At 33.6% G+C, this 17539-nt stretch carries 15 protein-coding genes; 2 read left to right on the top strand and 13 right to left on the bottom strand.

Features of this window, described 5'->3' with window-relative positions; translation table 11 throughout:
- Positions 1–6: 6 nt before the first annotated feature.
- The 3 genes from RC62_RS00445 to RC62_RS00455 all read right to left on the bottom strand — a co-directional run bounded on the left by RC62_RS00445 (position 7) and on the right by RC62_RS00455 (position 4761).
- Positions 7–3027 carry a SusC/RagA family TonB-linked outer membrane protein gene (locus RC62_RS00445; RefSeq protein WP_082421184.1) on the bottom strand — a complete coding sequence of 1007 codons (3021 nt, stop codon included), beginning with the start codon at positions 3025–3027 and terminating at the stop codon, positions 7–9.
- A gap of 29 nt (positions 3028–3056) precedes the next feature.
- Entirely contained in the window at positions 3057–4139 is a 1083-nt protein-coding gene (locus RC62_RS00450) for a hypothetical protein (protein WP_055091536.1), read from the bottom strand.
- Positions 4140–4236: 97 nt separating this feature from the next.
- Entirely contained in the window at positions 4237–4761 is a 525-nt protein-coding gene (locus tag RC62_RS00455) for a DUF5004 domain-containing protein (RefSeq protein ID WP_055091538.1), read from the bottom strand.
- Between the two features lie 481 nt (positions 4762–5242).
- Between RC62_RS00455 and RC62_RS00460 the strand changes: the two genes are divergently transcribed.
- A complete protein-coding gene (locus RC62_RS00460) occupies positions 5243–6841 on the top strand; it encodes a DUF6377 domain-containing protein (RefSeq protein ID WP_055091540.1) in 1599 nt (532 codons plus the stop codon).
- A gap of 372 nt (positions 6842–7213) precedes the next feature.
- Here RC62_RS00460 and RC62_RS00465 read toward each other — a convergent pair whose 3' ends face one another.
- The 10 genes from RC62_RS00465 to RC62_RS00505 all read right to left on the bottom strand — a co-directional run bounded on the left by RC62_RS00465 (position 7214) and on the right by RC62_RS00505 (position 16745).
- Positions 7214–8437: a sterol desaturase family protein gene (locus tag RC62_RS00465; RefSeq protein ID WP_055091543.1), complete on the bottom strand. Its 1224-nt coding sequence runs from the start codon at positions 8435–8437 to the stop codon at positions 7214–7216.
- Between the two features lie 154 nt (positions 8438–8591).
- Positions 8592–9878: a Glu/Leu/Phe/Val family dehydrogenase gene (locus RC62_RS00470; protein ID WP_245176754.1), complete on the bottom strand. Its 1287-nt coding sequence runs from the start codon at positions 9876–9878 to the stop codon at positions 8592–8594.
- 464 nt (positions 9879–10342) lie between these two features.
- The gene (locus tag RC62_RS00475) at positions 10343–11197 is read right to left on the bottom strand and encodes an EamA family transporter (RefSeq protein ID WP_055091547.1); all 855 of its coding nucleotides are present in this window, start codon (positions 11195–11197) and stop codon (positions 10343–10345) included.
- 218 nt (positions 11198–11415) lie between these two features.
- Positions 11416–12009 (bottom strand): 2OG-Fe(II) oxygenase, encoded by a 594-nt coding sequence (locus tag RC62_RS00480; protein WP_055091550.1) that lies wholly within the window; start codon positions 12007–12009, stop codon positions 11416–11418.
- Positions 12010–12168: 159 nt separating this feature from the next.
- The gene (locus tag RC62_RS00485) at positions 12169–13632 is read right to left on the bottom strand and encodes an AAA family ATPase (RefSeq protein ID WP_055091552.1); all 1464 of its coding nucleotides are present in this window, start codon (positions 13630–13632) and stop codon (positions 12169–12171) included.
- A 477-nt stretch (positions 13633–14109) separates the two neighbouring features.
- Entirely contained in the window at positions 14110–15228 is a 1119-nt protein-coding gene (locus tag RC62_RS00490; protein ID WP_055091554.1) for a vWA domain-containing protein, read from the bottom strand.
- Between the two features lie 106 nt (positions 15229–15334).
- The gene (locus tag RC62_RS00495) at positions 15335–15715 is read right to left on the bottom strand and encodes a YchJ family protein (protein ID WP_055091556.1); all 381 of its coding nucleotides are present in this window, start codon (positions 15713–15715) and stop codon (positions 15335–15337) included.
- Positions 15705–15932 carry a hypothetical protein gene (locus RC62_RS00500; protein ID WP_055091558.1) on the bottom strand — a complete coding sequence of 76 codons (228 nt, stop codon included), beginning with the start codon at positions 15930–15932 and terminating at the stop codon, positions 15705–15707. Before RC62_RS00500 ends, RC62_RS00495 begins: the two co-directional genes overlap by 11 nt.
- A 121-nt stretch (positions 15933–16053) precedes the next feature.
- Complete coding sequence (locus tag RC62_RS22960) at positions 16054–16203, bottom strand: hypothetical protein (protein WP_099708336.1); 150 nt, start codon at positions 16201–16203, stop codon at positions 16054–16056.
- Positions 16203–16745, bottom strand: coding sequence for a hypothetical protein (locus tag RC62_RS00505; RefSeq protein ID WP_055091560.1), 543 nt, complete (start codon positions 16743–16745; stop codon positions 16203–16205). The genes RC62_RS22960 and RC62_RS00505 overlap by 1 nt, the downstream gene beginning before the upstream one ends.
- 87 nt (positions 16746–16832) lie before the next feature.
- Here RC62_RS00505 and RC62_RS00510 point away from each other — a divergent pair, with 87 nt between their 5' ends.
- Positions 16833–17084, top strand: a complete 252-nt coding sequence (locus tag RC62_RS00510) for a hypothetical protein (protein ID WP_055091562.1) — start codon at positions 16833–16835, stop codon at positions 17082–17084.
- The last annotated feature ends 455 nt before the right edge of the window (positions 17085–17539 follow it).

A 17539-nucleotide genomic window follows, 5' to 3' on the forward strand; every position in this document is an offset into this window, starting at 1 on the left:
AATCGCTTAGTTATTTAGCGTAAAATTTAATCCAACAGAAATGGTTGTTGGCCTAGGATAATTATTATATCTGTCAATTCCCGGAGCCGCTAATCCGGTTTCATCCAATTTTCCGGTTTGATTAATTCCGTCCTGCGCATTTAAGCCAATCTCAGGATCTACGCCTTTATAACTTGTAAATACAGCAAGGTTTTCTCCCATAAGGTATATTCTAAGCTTTGAGTTTTTATATTTTAAAGGCAAAGTATATCCTACAGAAACTGTTTGAAGCCTGAAGAAAGAAGCATCTTCGATCCAGTAACTGGAGTATTTTGGAGCAGATGTAATGCGGCTGCCAAGAAAATCATCCGGAACATTAAAAGTGGGTAATCTGTTAGGATCGTTCAACATCATGTTTGTGGCATTTAATGCTTTTTGACCAAACATTCCGTATCCTGAAACGCCAAGATCAAAATTTCCGTAAGTAAAATTCATTCCAACACCCATAGTCAAATCAGGCTGAATGTTTCCTAAATCTCTTTTATCGTCATCAACTAAAGCTGTATCCAGTACTTTGTCTCCGGCAGCATTGTAGTATAACATTTTTCCGTCAGCGCCAAGTCCTGCACTTTCAAAACCCCAGAAAGTTCCAACCGGATAACCTTCGGCAATAATTTGAGAATATTGTCCTGACATTCCCGCTAATCCGTGAAGAGAACCGCTGTAAATAACATCTGTTTTATAAGTAGGATTTGATAATTTTTCGATTTTTTGAACGTTGTGCCCTAAAGTCAAATTAGCATTCCATGAGAATTTATCTCCTTTGATAATATCAGCATTCAATGTAAGCTCCACTCCTTTATTCGACATTTCGCCAACGTTTGCCAACATTGTTCCTACTAAATATGGTGGCTGAGGCACTTCATAGGTATACAATAAATCATCTGTGTTTTTAGCATAATATTCGAATGAACCTGTAATTCTGTTGAATAAACTAAAATCAACACCTATGTTTAATTGTTTTGTGGATTCCCATTTTAAATCAGGATTCGGATTTTGTTTAGGCGAATAAGCTAAACTCCATGTCCCTGTAGTTGGATCATAGTAACTATCATTTCCAACTCCTAAGATCGAAAGCGATTTGTATTCCCCAATTCCGTCCTGATTTCCTGTAACTCCGTAACCAACTCTAAATTTAAGATTGTCCAGCCAGCCTTTTGTATTGCTCATAAATTCTTCGCTTGACACTTTCCAGGCAACAGAAGCAGATGGAAATGTTCCCCATTTATTGTTTTCACCAAAACGGCTTGAACCATCTCTTCTTACCGTACCGGTTAGCAAATATTTACCATCATACGAATAATTGGCACGCGCATAAAAAGAAACCAAATTTGATTTTCCTTTATAAGAATACACATCGCCTAAACGATAATTATATCCTGCACCAAGATTGTTATAACTAAAAGCATCTGTCACAAAACCACTGCGTTGTGCCCCAAAACCTTCATAGATATTCTCTAAATAAGAGTATCCGGCAAGAGCGCCAATAGTATGTTTATCTATTACTTTATTATAGTTTACATACAGTTCTCCTTGTGCATTTGCAAACTCTGTATATGTTTTTTGAGCGTAACCATTTTCAGTAATTCCTTCCAGAACTGCGTAACTTGGTTTATAAGTACTTCCTTTTACTGCATTGTGTTCATAGGATATATTGGCTACAGCAAGAAAATCTTTTAAAAACTTTACTTCAGTTTTAAAATAACCCAACAATCTGTGTCTTTCGTTATCGACCTTTCTATTGGTTAAAATTTCAACAGGATTTTCGTAAAGAGTTCCTGAAACCGATGAAAATTTTCCGTTAGCATCATACACCGGAATTGTTGGATTTAAATTATAAGAACGTTCAAAAATCCTGTAATCCAACGGATGCCATTTATCAACATTGGCAAATAAACCCATATCAAATTTCACCTCTTTATTATCTCCAAGATATTGATATGCATTAATGTTTCCGCTCAATCTTTCAAGACCTGTTGATTTTATAACCCCTTCATTATTCAGGTAAGAAAGTGAAGTTCTAAAACCACTGTCTGTTTTTCCGGAATTAATACTCAAAGTATGCGATTGAGAAATAGCCGTTTGCTGTAATGCTTTTTGCCAGTTTGTATTTCCGCCATAATCAACGGCATCAGTATTTCCTGTAGAACGAACATATGCTCTCCATTGGTTTGCTGATAAAAGATCTAAGTTATCTGTTACATAACCCACGCTTGATAATCCGCTGTAGGTTACAGAAACTCCTTTTGTACCGGATTTCGTTGTAATGATAATAACCCCGTTTGCTCCTCTTGAACCATATATGGCTGTTGCCGATGCATCTTTAAGGACGTCTACAGATTTAATATCTGATGGCTGAACAATATTGATATCTACACCAGCAATACCATCAACTACAATTAGCGGACTGTTGCTTGCTGTTAAGGATGTTCCTCCACGTAAACGTATCGTAGAACCTGCAGCCGGATCTCCAGAAGGACGAATGATATTAAGTCCCGCCACTTTTCCTTGTAAAACCTGCTCTGTAGAAGAAATGGTTCCTTTTACTAAATCATCTGATTTTAAACTTGAAATTGCTCCTGTTAAATCTGATTTTTTTTGTGTTCCGTACCCTACAGAAACCACCTGAACTTCAGCAAGCATATAACCGTCGTTTTGCAAACGAACATCAATATTTGGTTTTGTTGCTGCTGTTATGAGCACCTTTTGAGTAGTTGATCCAATAAAAGATACTTCTATATAACCACCTACAGCTACTGACAAGGAAAATTTTCCGTCAAAATCTGTTGTGGTTGCATTTCTTGTACCAACCTCGATTACGGTTGCACCCGGCAATACACTTCCTGTATTATCGTAAACAGTACCTGATACCTGCTTTTTTTCCTGAGCAAACATTCCTGCCGAAAGAAAAAGCATGAAAATCATGAATACCACATTTTTAGCAGTCCACATATAATGCAGGACCATTTTTTTATTTTTACTATTCATTAGAATTGATGTTTTAATTTGATCGTGAATTATTTGTCTAAAGTTTTAAGAGGGATCGTTGTATCCGAAATCGTTTTGTTTTTATTGTCTTTTACCAAAACATGTATTTCGTTTAAATTAGGAACATCCTTAAGCTCTGAAACCAAGTTGACAAATCCTTTTATCTCAGCCGTTCCTCCTGTAAATTCACCTGAAATTATTTTGGATCCCGCTGTAATGGTATAGATTAATTTGTTTACACCGGATTCATTATTTTTTCTTGACATTCCAAGAAAATCTTTTTGACTGATTTGTAAAGGGAAAAATCCAAAAACCGGAGGTGGCGGCGGCACATAAGCTCCTGCAAATAAAACCTGATCAGGAGTTGTTCCTGCCCAATTGTCTTTTACCATCAGGAATACTAAATTTTTCATTTCATAACCATCAGGTGTATTGTAATAGTCTTTAGGAACTAAATCCATTTTATAAAAACCGTTTCCTAAATCTTTTAATTTTGTTTTTTCTGCAATTTCAGGTTTCGAAGCTTCATACATTTGCTGCACATCCCAATCGTTTAATCCGCTATGTATGTGTACACTTGTTGCACCTGCAAACCCCGGAGCTAAATTCGCATTAAACAAAATGCTTACACCTTTATCAATTGTTGGTTTTGTAGGATAAGCTCTGATAAGCTCATTAGCCGTGTAAAAAGACGAAAAATCAGTATAAGTCATATTTGCCACTTCGCTTTGTTTTGATCCGTTTTTGTTTTTTAAACGAAACCAAAACCCGTCACTTGCTGCAATTTGAGCTACAGTTCTGGAAAAATATTCTGTTGGAGTTAAAGTAAAACTCCAGATTTTATCTTTTACGTGAGTCAGTTTGGCAAAATCAGAAGAGTTTTCCCAATGTCCTGCATCTGGTTCTGATGGTGACCAGATCCAGATATAAACATCTTCATTCTCTGCAAATGTGGTTGCAGACAAATCAAAGAACCAGGTTACTTTTTCATCATATTTGTATACCACAGGAAATGATGACATACTGCCCACCGATCCTGCAGTTTCTTGCGCCTGCAAAAAATTAGGAGCCATGATAAAGGCCAGTAAAATTGTATATATAAATTTTTTCATACTTAGATAATATTTATTTTTTTAACGCAATATGGGTTCGCAATTCTTAATTCCGTTTTATAATACGGAATCAATCCTGGCGGCTTCCTATTACTTTTTATTTAATAGCATTTAATTTAAATACATAAGTTACAAATGCAACACCTCCGGAAGTACGTGATAACTGGATTTCCATCTCACCGTTTTTCCCGGGAACTGATGATAATCTCAACTCGTCTGTTTTTTGTGTTTTTTGTGCATCGCTATACAAGTAGATTTTAATAGCGTTACCAGGATTTGTTGGCTGGAAGTCTGAACTTAGCTGCCAATATCCTTTTGGGGCAAATAAAGGAGGAACATTGCCTGTAACTTCATAACTCGTTGGGTTCTTCTTTTCATCTACGTTGAATTTTATTTTAAAATCTTCGTAGTTAAAATAAGTACTCAAGTTTTCTTCGCTTGGCTCGATCTTACTTGCTTTTGCAAAGTCATCGACCATTTTTAAATTTGTTAATCCCCAATTTCCATTTACTTTCTCATAAATAGTGATTGGTTCAACGTAGCTTCCGTCTTCTGTGTTATCGCAGGAAATTGCAAATAAACACATCATAACAGCTAACCAGTAAATACTTTTACATCTCATAAATTTTGGTTTTTGTTAGTTTTTTTATCCTTCTAAAAGAACAGCACGAAACTAGATGTTAAATAAATCTAAAAAAAAACATCTTTAAAAAATCAAGATAAAATCTCAACAATTTTACACTCAATTAATTAAAAATCAATGTTTTATAATATTTTTATATAAGCAAAAATCAAGACTCTGTTGAGATAAAAAAAGCATATAAATAATGGTAAAAATGACAATATGTAAATTAAAACAGATTATTTTTTCACTATACATATATTTAATTGGTTTTTATTGTATAATTGCAAGTTATTAGACTACTTTTAACAGTTCGAAACCACTTTCACCCCTTTATTTCCGCTTTTCCAGACAGATCACGAAATGAAACTGCCCGAATTTTTAAAAGTTGCCAATCATCAGCTCTTAAATTAATTTTGTAGTGAAGAACGAATTAACCCAAACAGAACTTTAACTTTTTTACCCTTAACCAAACCAAAACATGCGAAGAATAGTAATTCTGTATTTTTTCATTGCAGGTTTTTCTCTAACTGCGAAGGAGACAAATCCTGTTCTGGAAGAATTAGATAAGGTACTCCTTAAAAAGGATATTTACTTAAAACAGAAATATCGTAAAATAGAAACCTTAAAAAAAAACGTCTCAAAATTTACCTTAAGTCAAAACAGCGAAAAACTCTATGATAATTATATGTTGTTATTTGAAGAGTATAAATCGTTTAAATACGACTCAGCATATTATTATTTAGAACAGGCTAAGATTAAAGCCATAGTTTTAAAAGAGCCTAAATACCTTGCTAAAACCCGAATCAAGGAAGGCTTTGTATTATTGTCTTCAGGACTTTTTAAGGAAGCAATCGATACCCTGAATGTTATTGATGATAAAAAGCTTGACCAGAGAAACAAATTCGAGTTTTATTCTATAAAAGCACGTGCGTATTATGATTTAGCCGATTATAACCGGGATCAGCGTTTTAACATTCATTATGTACAACAAGGAAATCATTTCCTGCAAAAAGCTTTAGAATTAATTGGTACTAATACAAACGAATATTGGGCAGCAGAAAGCTTAAAACGCCTGAAACAGCAAGATTGGCGTGGTGCTGAATTTGCGTTTAGTTACTGGATTAATAACTATAAGCTGCCACCGGATTATTACGGAATTGCGACTTCGAGTCTTGGTTATATTTACTCAGAAAGAGGATATACTAAAAAAGCGATTGAATATCTCGCTCTTGCGGCTATTGCCGATGTTAAAAATGCGACCAAAGAAACCGTTGCGCTTAGAAATTTAGCGAATGAACTTTTTAAAATGGGGTATTTAGACAAAGCAAATGAGTATATAAATATTGCAATGGATGATGCTACTTTTTACAATGCAAGACATCGAAAAATTGAAATTTCATCTATTTTGCCCATTATCGAGAAAGCCCAACTGAACAATGTAAAAGACAAAAACGATAAACTGGAAAAGATTATTATTTTATTGACGATCTTGACATTGATTATTATTTTGTTCTCGATTATTATTTTCAAACAATTAAAAGAAAGAAATAAAGCCCGAAAAATAATGGCCTCGTCATATGCCCAGCTTCAGGAAATGAATATTAGCCTGAGCGAAGCAAATGCAATAAAAGAAGAATATATCACCTATTTTATCAAAGCAACTTCGGCATTTATTAATAAAATAGATCATCTTCAAAAAAGTACGCTTCATAAAATCATCACCAAGAAAACAGATGAAGTTATTGCGAGTTTAAAGCGTTATAATGTAAAGGAAGAACGCGAAAATCTCTTTCATCAATTTGATGAAATCTTTCTGAAGTTATTTCCAACTTTCGTGACTGATTTTAATCATTTATTTCCAAATGATCACAAATGCGTGGTTAAAAAAGGAGAACTTTTAAATACAGAACTCCGCATTTTTGCTTTGTACAGATTAGGAATTCAGGATAGTAGCCAGATGGCCGAATTTCTTGAACTTTCTGTAGCTACAATCTACACGTATAAAACCAGAATTAAAAGCAAATCAGATTTTAAAGATACTTTTGAAGAGAAGATTATGGCGATTAAAACGATTTAAAAAAAGGTTGCCAAATATTAAAGAATAAAAAAAATTGCCACGAATTACACTAATTTTCTCTAATTTTTATAGTATTAAAGAGATAAATAATTCATGTAATTCGTGGCAAAACAGTACTTTTCACTCTCTAATCTTTATTCTTCATTCTTTATTCTTTACTCTTTATTCTTTACTCTTTATTCTTTACTCTTTATTCTTTACTCTTTATTCTTTACTCTTTACTCTTTACTCTTTATTCTTTACTCTTTATTCTTTACTCTTTATTCTTTACTCTTTATTCTTTACTCTTTATTCTTTACTCTTTATTCTTTATTCTTTATTCTTTATTCTTTATTCTTTATTCTTTATTCTTTATTCTTTATTCTTTATTCTTTACTCCGAAGCTTCTAATTGCAGCACCACATTTTGATATCGTGTACTTAAAGAAAATAACTGCTCAGCAAAAATCATAATCGCCAGCGGAACAAAGAAAAACGAAATAAGGTCTTCCTGATATAAAAAATAAGTCGTTACTATGAATATACGTCCGTATTCGAGATAATAAATCCATTTTCTTTGTTCTAATAATGCACCGCAATTAATAAGCGTGATTAAAATTATAAATAAAACAAAGACCTTATCAACCAATTCTAAATAGGTAAAATAGTAGGTAAAAACGGTTAGAAACAAAGTACATAATCCCAACTGAACATAGAGATAATTCTTAAAACGAAGCCTTTGATGAGGATTCTCCTTATCCTGCAGGAACCTTTTTTCTAATATCGGCCTAATATCCTGATCCATATGAGCCGGGCTTCCAAAAACGGCTTTCCATTTTGCCTTAAAACCATCAGATCGTTTCCATAATTCATAGATTTCAAAGTAATAATGAAAATGCTGCCATAAGAAACTATAACTTTTTAGCGGATGTGTTAATCCGTATTTTGGCTTTTCTTCCTCCTCCTGGAAAGTCCCAAAAAGACGGTCCCAGAAAGTAAACATATCACCATAATTTTTATCTAAATATTTCTCATCAGAAGCATGATGAACACCATGAACTGATGGTGTTACAAAAACATATTCCAGCCATTTTATTTTACCAATAAGCTGGGTATGTGTAAAAAAGGAATAAGCTCCGTGAACAATAAGCATTGTAATAACCATCGAGGGATGAAAACCAACAAACGGAAGCACGCACCAAAACCCTGTTCTTACAATAGCCTGAAAAGTTGTAATTCTGGCTGCAGCAGTAAAATTAAATTCTTCGCTGTGATGATGTACTATATGTGCCGCCCAGAAAAAATTGACTTCATGACTCAATCTGTGATACCAATACCAAACGAAATCAGTGGCAAGAATCAGGGCAAACCAAATAAAAATGTTTATCGAAATATCAAAAATTCGATAATGATCGTATATCCAATAATACAATTGATAAAAACTCGCGGCGATGAATAAATTGATTAATCTTTCAGCAATACCAATACTAATATTCGAAACAGAGCTTTCATAATTGAAAATTTCCGGTCTTTTTCTACGCTGTGCTAACTTAAATTCCAAAAATAAAAAGAGGAAAAAAGCAGGCATTGCGAAGGCAAGAAAATTAATATGTTCCATTTTTAAAAATTACTTTTTTTTGATTTGTAAAAAACTCATAAATAACTCATTGTAATTTAAACGAAAAGATATTTTCATCAATCAATATTATTTTTTTCTATCAGAATAATATGAATCAATGAAAATAATCTCGCTCTCAATTTCTATCTAATACTTAATTCTGTTTGAACTTTGGCGCATCGAGTGCGACTTCTTTAACAGATTGTGTATCGGCTACTTTTTGTAAAGCAATAATGTAAGCAGCAATACGCGGCGTTACGTTATGTTTTGCTGCAACTCTAAAAACAGTCTCAAAACCTTTTTCTAAAATATCCTCTAAACGGGTATTAATCTGGTGAATTCTCCAGGACTCTAAAAGTGAGTTTTGAAGCCATTCGAAATAAGAAACCGTAACACCTCCAGCATTAGCTAAAATGTCAGGAACAACCAAAACATTATTATTGTGCAATATCTGATCAGCATCAGAAGAAACCGGTCCGTTTGCACCTTCGACTATAATTTTTGCTCGAATATCATTGGCGTTTTTTTGCGTAATAACATCTTCTTTGGCAGCAGGAATCAACACATCAACATCTAATAACAATAAATCTTCATGTTTGATGGCCACTGAGTTTGGATATCCTTTAATACTTTTATTATTCAGATTGTAATACAGGATTAATTCTGGAATATTTAATCCTTCAGGATTATAAAAAGCTTCATAAACATCGCTGACTGCTACTACTTTTAGTCCTTTTTCGAACAAAAACAAAGCCGAATGCAAACCCACATTTCCAAAACCCTGAATTGCAACACTGGATCTTGCAGGTCTTAGTTTTAGTTTTTGAAGTGCCAGCAGTGTAATAATACTTACACCTCTTCCGGTTGCTTCTACCCTACCTAAAGATCCTCCTGAATGCAAATGTTTTCCCGTTACAACAGCATGAATTGTTTTACCATGAACTAAGGAGAATTCATCCATTAACCAGCCCATTTCGTCAGGACCAGTTCCCATGTCCGGAGCGGGAACATCTTTTTCAGGTCCAAAAATATCCGATAATGCTTTTGTATACGCTCTGGTAATTTTTTCTAATTCTGTTTTCGAAAGTGTTCTTGGGTCACAAATGATTCCGCCTTTTGCGCCTCCAAACGGAATTCCTGTAACGGCAGATTTCCAGGTCATCCAGGCCGCAAGAGCTTTTACCTCATCCAGGTTTACTGCGCTATCATAACGAATTCCTCCTTTTGACGGACCTAAAGCCGTATTGTGAATCACACGATATCCTTCGAAATTTTGTTGGTTACCATTATCCAGCGTAATAGAAAAATTAACGACGATTTGTTTTTCTGGTCGTTGCAGTTTCTGCCTTATTGATTCATCTAAATTTAAAATATCTGCAGCGATATTAAAGCGATCAATCATGGATTGAAAAGGGTTCTGTTTTATTAATTCTGTACTCATGATATATATTTTTTTGAAATTTGGGTTTATTGTATTTAGAAATTGATCTATAAAAAGGCTTCCTCACAAAAGCATTTTTATTAATTTTTAATAATTAAAGCAATTGCAACATGGAATTTTCATGAGACAGCATTGCATCATAATGTTTGTATTTCTATTTGATCTCATTTCATTAATTTTTTAATAGTTCTAAAAAAAAGCCTTTCATGGTGCATGAAAGGCTAAAAAAAAAATAACTAACAAGTACTTTCTCTAATTAACGCCATTTCATCGCATCGCTCTTCATGCAACACATCGTGAAGCTGCACATAAACGGGATGATATTTGGACTATAGTTTTTCATTGTTAATGCAAATCTATAAATATAATTTATAAATTCTATAGAATTAGTCGAGTTTATTTTTAATATTATAAAAAATAACACAAAACACCTTTAAAACCAATACTTTAAAAGATAAAAAAAATTAATTAAATTGTGAAATAACAATTAAAATAATAGAAATTAAGGCCAGGAAGATTCCAATAAAATTGATTTTAGATAATTTTTCCTTAAAAAAAAGCAAACCAACAAGACTTCCTAAAATGATAACGCCCATATTCATTCCGGCAAAAACTGTCGAAGGATTATCGGCGAAAGCCTTATGCGCTTTTAAGTAAAACAGAATATTGCCGAAGTTAAAAACGCCAACCAAAACTCCAAAAATCAAATTTTTAGGTTCTAAATTTACTTTTTTAATGGCCATTTCATAAATAGAAATCAAAATCGCTACAACACAAGAAATGCAAAAAACAACAAATAAAGATGTTGGATAAGGTAAAGTTGTATAAAGTGCAATTTGTTTAAAAAGGATGTCAATAACTCCAAAACCAATTAAAACGGCAGCTGGAAAAAACCATTTATTTTGCGTGTTTCCGGATTGTTTTCTTAAGATGAATAAAAGTGCCAGAAAACCAATTACAATCCCAATGACTTTATAAGTATTAAATTCTTCCTTAAAAATAAGCCAGGCGGCAAGTATGGGGATAAATAATGATAATCGCTGAGCAGCATCCGTTTTTACAATTCCCATATGTTTTATAGAAGCTACCAGCGAAAGAAAAACAAAAGGCAACAGAAACCCAATTGCAATATAAATGTTCCAGAGTGCATTAGCATTCACTTCTGCCAGATTTGGGTTATATGTAAAATAACAAAGCGCGAGGGCAGTCACATAATTAAGCGCTACGATTTGTGTTGGATTGCCATTGTATTTTCGGGTTATTTTGAAAATTACACCTACTATTACACTACAAAGAATACTTAAAACAAGAAACAGCATAGAATTAAATTTTGAACACAAAAATAGTGTTTAAACTCCTTTGGTTTTATTTTTTTACCGCAAATCATGCAATGTTTTTTTGATTTAGCGATGTTTAATAAAAACACAAAGTTCGTAAAGCAGGTTCAACACAAAGCTTTGTAAACTTAGCTTTCCCAATATACCAATAAGTAAAAAACCTTGGCGAGCTTAGCGGTAAAAACTCTCATTTTAAAAAATCAATCACTTTTAAGCCAACCAGTAATGCTCATTCTGGTATTTTGAGTAACCAGGACTTCATGAACCAATTCGTTGCTTTTAAAGAAAACCGTTTTACCCTGAGTAGGTGAAATTTTTTGGTTATTATTTTCCTGATGAATCATCAGCTCTCCTCCATCGCTTTCCTGCCAATTGCTGTTGAGATAGCTAATCATAGAATATTTTCGGCTTGGATTATTTTTAAACTGATCTAAATGTTTCAAATAAAAATCTCCGGTTTCGTATAGTGAATAATGAAATTCGTAGCCTGTAATTCCTGTATAACAACTTTGATTGAGATAGATAATGAAAGCATCAATTTTTTCAAAAAATTCATTTTCAAATACATTATTATGCTTTTTATCTAACCAATATATAGAATCACTTCTGATAGCTCCATCGTAAGACAATTTCTCTGAATTTCCAATTCCTGCTGTCACCAATAAGCTTTTCTGATTTAAATCAATTAAATTTTGTTTTAAATGATTTGCCAGTTCAGGACTTAAAAAATGTTCTGATATACCCACTTTATTTTCAATATAACTCGCAATCAGATCTTCGAAACTATTTTCCATTTTTGTTTTGGGAAAACTGCAAATACAGCCAACGTAGCAAGGTAGACGAAATAAAACTGGTAATGCCCTTTTTTGAAATAATAAACCCGACAGTCCCGAAGCCTCGGGATTAAAAACCTGTCGGGTTTGGTATATAAGACATAAGCCTTAATTAATAATTTACAATTTACTAATATAACTTCCGTACATATCTTTAAACTGATGTCCTTGTGCAAAACGATCTTTGCTTAATTTTTTATATTCTACCAATCCCCATAAAATAAATTCTTTCATGAAATATTGGTCTTTTTTATCTAATTGTGGCTGGTATTTTTTTAATAAAGTATCTAAAGGTGTCACTTCGTCTAATATGTTTTGATATTCCTCATCTGATGCATCATCTAATAACTCAAAACCACTTTCGGCAAAAAACCATTCTATTAAATCAGAATAGGCTGTTTTTTCTCCTTGCTTTTCTAATTTTTCAATCTTTGGTAAAAGCGTTGGAAATAAAGTTCGAATGGCTGACCCAATTAAATTCTGAGCAACGGCTGCTGCTCCCTCCTGCTCTCCTTCGTAAACCAATTCTACTTTTCCGGTAATAGCAGGAATAATCCCGATAAAATCAGACAAACGCAGTGTCGTTTTGTCTAATCCGGCTTTTAAAGCGCGACGTTCTGCAGTACTCATTAAATTCTCGAAAGCCGTAATACTCATTCTCGCACTTACTCCGCTTTTATTATCAATGTACTCACTATCACGAGCTTCAAAACTTATTTGTTCCAGGATATCTTTGGCTAAACTTGGTACATGAACCAGTTTATGCTGTGTTTCGTCTAACTTCGCTTCCTGCTCTGTAATTGTTCTGGCAATTGCAACGCTTTCAGGATAATGGGTTAAAATTTGAGAACCAATTCTATCTTTTAGTGGCGTTACGATGCTTCCTCTATTAGTATAATCTTCAGGGTTTGCTGTAAATATAAATTGCATATCCAGCGGCATTCTTAATTTAAATCCTCTTATCTGAATATCACCTTCCTGCAAAATATTAAATAATGCTACCTGAATTCTAGCTTGTAAATCAGGTAATTCGTTGATCACGAAAATACAGCGGTTCGCTCTCGGGATCATCCCAAAGTGAATTACACGATCATCTGCATAAGATAATTTAAGATTTGCAGCTTTAATTGGATCAACATCTCCTATTAAATCAGCTACGGTAACATCCGGAGTTGCTAATTTCTCAAAGAAACGCTCATTTCTATGCAACCACGAAATTGGAGTTTCATCTCCTTTTTCTGCAATTAGATCCCTTGCAAATCGAGAAATCGGATTTAAAGGATCGTCATTGATTTCAGATCCTTCAACAAACGGAATATATTCATCTAATAATTCGACCATTTTACGTGCCAAACGTGTTTTCGCCTGACCACGAAGTCCCAATAAATTAATATTATGGCGAGATAAAATCGCTCGTTCCAATTCTGGAATTACAGTATTCTCGAAACCATGAACGCCTTCAAAAACAGGCTTACCCGACTTTATTTTCTCACGAAGATTATTTCGTAATTCGTCTTTGATACTTATACTTTTATATCCTGCTGCTTTTAATTGTCCTAATGTGTTTATATTTTTTATTTCCATTTTTATTGAAATATCTATGTTGTTATATTTTTATTGTGTTAGACGCATTTCTGTACGTCTCCGAAATACGTTATTTATAAAACATTCTATTAAACGCATAGCTGAGTGTCTAATTCGGGCGTGTCAGCATTTAAAAAAGGGCCTAATATACTTTGCGCTCAAGAGACCCTTTCTTAAATGCCGTCGGGCTATCCGCGCTACTTCGGTAGCCTGCTTCTATCCCTCACGCAAACCCGTGTTGTTCAATAGAATTTTATTTTCAAATTTTATCATTATTAGACCTAACAGGCTTTAAAAAACTGTTAGGGCTTTGCGTAAAAAAATGCCAATCTTTGGTTAGACGCACTGCTTTGCGTCTCTACGATATACGTTGTGTATGCGTTGTCTAAAAAATTATTTCCAAATCATCATTTTCAATATTCCCATAGACGCACTGCTTTGCACCTCTACAATGAAAACTGAGACTGAGACTGAAAACTACCTAACTCTTTTCTTCCTATTTGTTTCATAATCCTCAAAAATCATTTCTCCTAAACCTTTAAGTCCGGTATAAAATGCTTTTCCCTGATTCGCTTCCGTAAAATGATTTACAAAACGCTGCAAATACGGATCGTTTGCTATCATAAAGGTAGTAATTGGTATGTGCAATTTTCTGGCTTGTTGTGCTTGTGTGTAGCATTTATCTACAATATATTCGTCGAGTCCGTTACTGTTCATATAATAAGAACCGTCACGCTCGCGAACACAACTTGGTTTCCCATCGGTAATCATAAAAATTTGCTTGTTGGTATTTCGTTTTCTACGCAAAATATCCATTGCCAATTGCAAACCTGCAACGGTATTCGTATGATAAGGACCAACTTGCAAATATGGTAAATCTTTAATTGGGATTGTCCAGGCATCGTTCCCGAAAACTAAAATATCAAGTGTGTCTTTTGGATAACGCGTTGTGATTAATTCAGCCAGCGCCATCGCCACTTTTTTGGCCGGAGTAATTCTGTCTTCGCCATACAAAATCATACTGTGACTGATATCGATCATCAAAACGGTACTCATTTGAGCTTTGTACTGTGTTTCTTCTACTACCAAATCATTTTCGGTAAGCATAAAACTTTCTACGCCATTATTGATTTGGGCATTTCGTAAACTTTCAGTTAGCGAAATACGCTCTAAACCGTCTCCAAAATTAAATTCTCGAAATTCACCGGTATGTTCATCACCATTTCCGGCATGTTTTGTTTTGTGATTTCCGGTTCCGGAACGCTTTAAATTTCCGAAGATTTGATCTAATGCTTGTTGACGAATCGCACGTTCTGTTTTGGCAGTGATTCCAAAACCTCCCGTTCCATCCTCTTTAACCTCGTCTTTTATGTAACCTTTCTTTTTTAAATCTTCGATAAAATCATCGATTGTGTAGTTTTCGTCGGTAAGTTTATATTCTTTATCCAACTCCCGAAGCCAGTCTATAGCTTCATCAAAATCGCCCGAAGTATGGGTGATCAGCTCTTTGAAAATGCCAAAAAGTTTATCAAACGGAGACTGAAATGGGGCTTCGTATGTCTTAAAATAAAAACCTTTTTTAAATTCGTTTTTCATAATTCTAAAATTAAGCTATTTTAGAATTACGAAAAAAGAAACGTTTATTAATTTTTAGTTAAAATATTGAAATAAAACACGTTGAAATTCCTTATAAATTTAGCAATTATTCAAACTTTCCGTCGACATAATACCAGGCACTATTTTCGAATTTAAAAGTAGAAAATTCATAATGAACCTGAGGCTGATTGTTTGAATCCAGGAAATATGCCTTAAACTCTACTGTGTTTTCAGTAAAACTTAAAATCTCCAGTTTTTGCCATTTATTGCTTGTTGCCCACTTTAAAATTTCAGCTTTCGAATACTGTTTTCGTTCAGAAACATAAGTGGTTTCTAAAAGATAATCGGCATTATGAGTTGCATATCCGGAATATCTTGAACGCATTAAAGCCAAAGCTGTTGGTGCTTTTTGATTGTTTTCAAGATACAATCCGCAGCAATCTTTAAACAGTAAACCGGTATCGCAAAAGCACTTATTATTCTCCATCAACTTGCTCTTCGCCGTTAATCTTAACGTGTAACTGATTTAATAAAACCTGATATCTGCTAATTTCTCTTAGATCCTCATCTTCTTCGGCATGATCCAGCATTTCATCTAAAGTTTCGTTCACTTCCAGCAATTTGTTATTGGCTTCTCTATCATTTTTTGCAGCAATTAAATCAATAATTTCCTGTACACTTACTTTTAAATCTTCGAATTTCATATTTTATTATTTTTTTTCGCCACGAATTTCACGAATTAACACGAATTAATTTTTTAAAAATTTGTGTTAAATACAGATTAAAAATTAGTGCTAATTCGTGAAATTGGTGGCAAACTCGTTTTTACTTCTCTTCCTTTTTGTCTTCGTTGAACTTTTTAATGATTTCTTTTAGCTTTTCTTTTCTTGCAATTTCAGCCTGTTTTACTTTGTTTTGGGCTTTGTGCAATTTGTCGTTGTGCTTTTTGATATTCCTTTCGTTGTTGCGTCCCATTATATTTCTCTTTTAATTTCTTCTAACGTTTTCTCGGTATAAATTAATTCAGTGATAATTTGCTTTCGCAAATCGTCTATGTCTTCATAATCAAAATGCTTTGCCCATGAAGTTAATTGCTGTAAATTTCTAACTTGTTTGATTCGTTTTGTAGTTTCAAAACTAGTTCTTAAAACAGGTTTTCCATCATATTCCGGATTCTTTTTATGTTGATACGTTACGGTATTATTGTCAAAATCGGCCTGAATGTAATATAGTTTTTCTTCGGCATTGTCTGGATAAAACTCGTTCCAGGCTGCAAAACCTATTTTAGTTTTCAATTCGGTTTCCGGTTCGCGGGCTATTAATCTCCATTTACTGTTTGCGAGTCTTCCCCAATGGTTTGAAACGCGATACATTCCGGTTTCTGTATAATAATAGGTACTTCCGGCTTTGCTTACAAACTGTTTCTTTAAACCTTCTATTTCATTTGGCAGCACTTCATGAAAAACACAAAAGGTATTTTTGAACGAATTAGGATGTGGCTTGAAGTTTTTTTGCATGTGCAAATATACTCAGATTGTCTAAAACTCCCTAAAACAAACATAAATTGATTAACTTTGTACCTTCAATTTTAAAATAAAAAGATCATGTCTAAAGATTCACAAGAGAAAATGTTGCAAAAAGGAGTTTATACAGGCATCATGGAGAAAGATGAAAACAACAATTATTTTTGTGGTGAATATCTTTTAGATTATAAAATCGCACACGCTAATCATACTTTAGGTGAATTGATTACTATTAAATCTGTGATAGAAAATCCAAGCGATATTAGTTATGATAAATATCCAAAAAAATCTAAGAACTTTCATAAGGCAAATCAAAAATCTGAGGATAAGTAAGATTTTGTTTCAGGTTGAAATGAGAATTTAACCACAAAGAACACTAAGATTTATATCTCATATTACGTTCAAAAAACACAAACTTCGCAAAGCTGGTTCAATACTTAGCTTTGCGAATTTTTGTTTTATTAAATTCGTAAAAAAATACTTTGCGCCTCTGCGTCTTTGCGTGATTGAATTTTAAGTTTTATTAAGTATAGCATTGAGAATTTCGCGCAAAGACGCAAAGTCGCAAAGCTAGATTAATACAAAGCTTTGTGAACTCTGTGTTTTTTTTTAAGCTATTCATAAAAAACTTTGCATGCTCTGTGGTAAAAACTTTTAAAACTAAATATCTTATGAATACTGAAACTCTAGCCCCGATAGAAGTGGAAATCCTTTTGTGCTGGGGTTCAGCACAAAAGATTAGAACGAATAGCGGGAAATAGCTCCTTATTATTAATCAAATAAGAAAT

Source organism: Flavobacterium aquidurense, from assembly GCF_001404985.1.
GTDB lineage: Bacteria > Bacteroidota > Bacteroidia > Flavobacteriales > Flavobacteriaceae > Flavobacterium > Flavobacterium aquidurense_B.

What these genes read in the sequence shown, in the direction of transcription:
- RC62_RS00445 (WP_082421184.1), bottom strand. Translation starts at nt 3,027, where the DNA reads ATGAATAGTAAAAATAAAAAAATGGTCCTGCATTATATGTGGACTGCT.
- RC62_RS00450 (WP_055091536.1), bottom strand. Translation starts at nt 4,139, where the DNA reads ATGAAAAAATTTATATATACAATTTTACTGGCCTTTATCATGGCTCCT.
- RC62_RS00455 (WP_055091538.1), bottom strand. Translation starts at nt 4,761, where the DNA reads ATGAGATGTAAAAGTATTTACTGGTTAGCTGTTATGATGTGTTTATTT.
- RC62_RS00460 (WP_055091540.1), top strand. Translation starts at nt 5,243, where the DNA reads ATGCGAAGAATAGTAATTCTGTATTTTTTCATTGCAGGTTTTTCTCTA.
- RC62_RS00465 (WP_055091543.1), bottom strand. Translation starts at nt 8,437, where the DNA reads ATGGAACATATTAATTTTCTTGCCTTCGCAATGCCTGCTTTTTTCCTC.
- RC62_RS00470 (WP_245176754.1), bottom strand. Translation starts at nt 9,878, where the DNA reads ATGAGTACAGAATTAATAAAACAGAACCCTTTTCAATCCATGATTGAT.
- RC62_RS00475 (WP_055091547.1), bottom strand. Translation starts at nt 11,197, where the DNA reads ATGCTGTTTCTTGTTTTAAGTATTCTTTGTAGTGTAATAGTAGGTGTA.
- RC62_RS00480 (WP_055091550.1), bottom strand. Translation starts at nt 12,009, where the DNA reads ATGGAAAATAGTTTCGAAGATCTGATTGCGAGTTATATTGAAAATAAA.
- RC62_RS00485 (WP_055091552.1), bottom strand. Translation starts at nt 13,632, where the DNA reads ATGGAAATAAAAAATATAAACACATTAGGACAATTAAAAGCAGCAGGA.
- RC62_RS00490 (WP_055091554.1), bottom strand. Translation starts at nt 15,228, where the DNA reads ATGAAAAACGAATTTAAAAAAGGTTTTTATTTTAAGACATACGAAGCC.
- RC62_RS00495 (WP_055091556.1), bottom strand. Translation starts at nt 15,715, where the DNA reads ATGGAGAATAATAAGTGCTTTTGCGATACCGGTTTACTGTTTAAAGAT.
- RC62_RS00500 (WP_055091558.1), bottom strand. Translation starts at nt 15,932, where the DNA reads ATGAAATTCGAAGATTTAAAAGTAAGTGTACAGGAAATTATTGATTTA.
- RC62_RS22960 (WP_099708336.1), bottom strand. Translation starts at nt 16,203, where the DNA reads ATGGGACGCAACAACGAAAGGAATATCAAAAAGCACAACGACAAATTG.
- RC62_RS00505 (WP_055091560.1), bottom strand. Translation starts at nt 16,745, where the DNA reads ATGCAAAAAAACTTCAAGCCACATCCTAATTCGTTCAAAAATACCTTT.
- RC62_RS00510 (WP_055091562.1), top strand. Translation starts at nt 16,833, where the DNA reads ATGTCTAAAGATTCACAAGAGAAAATGTTGCAAAAAGGAGTTTATACA.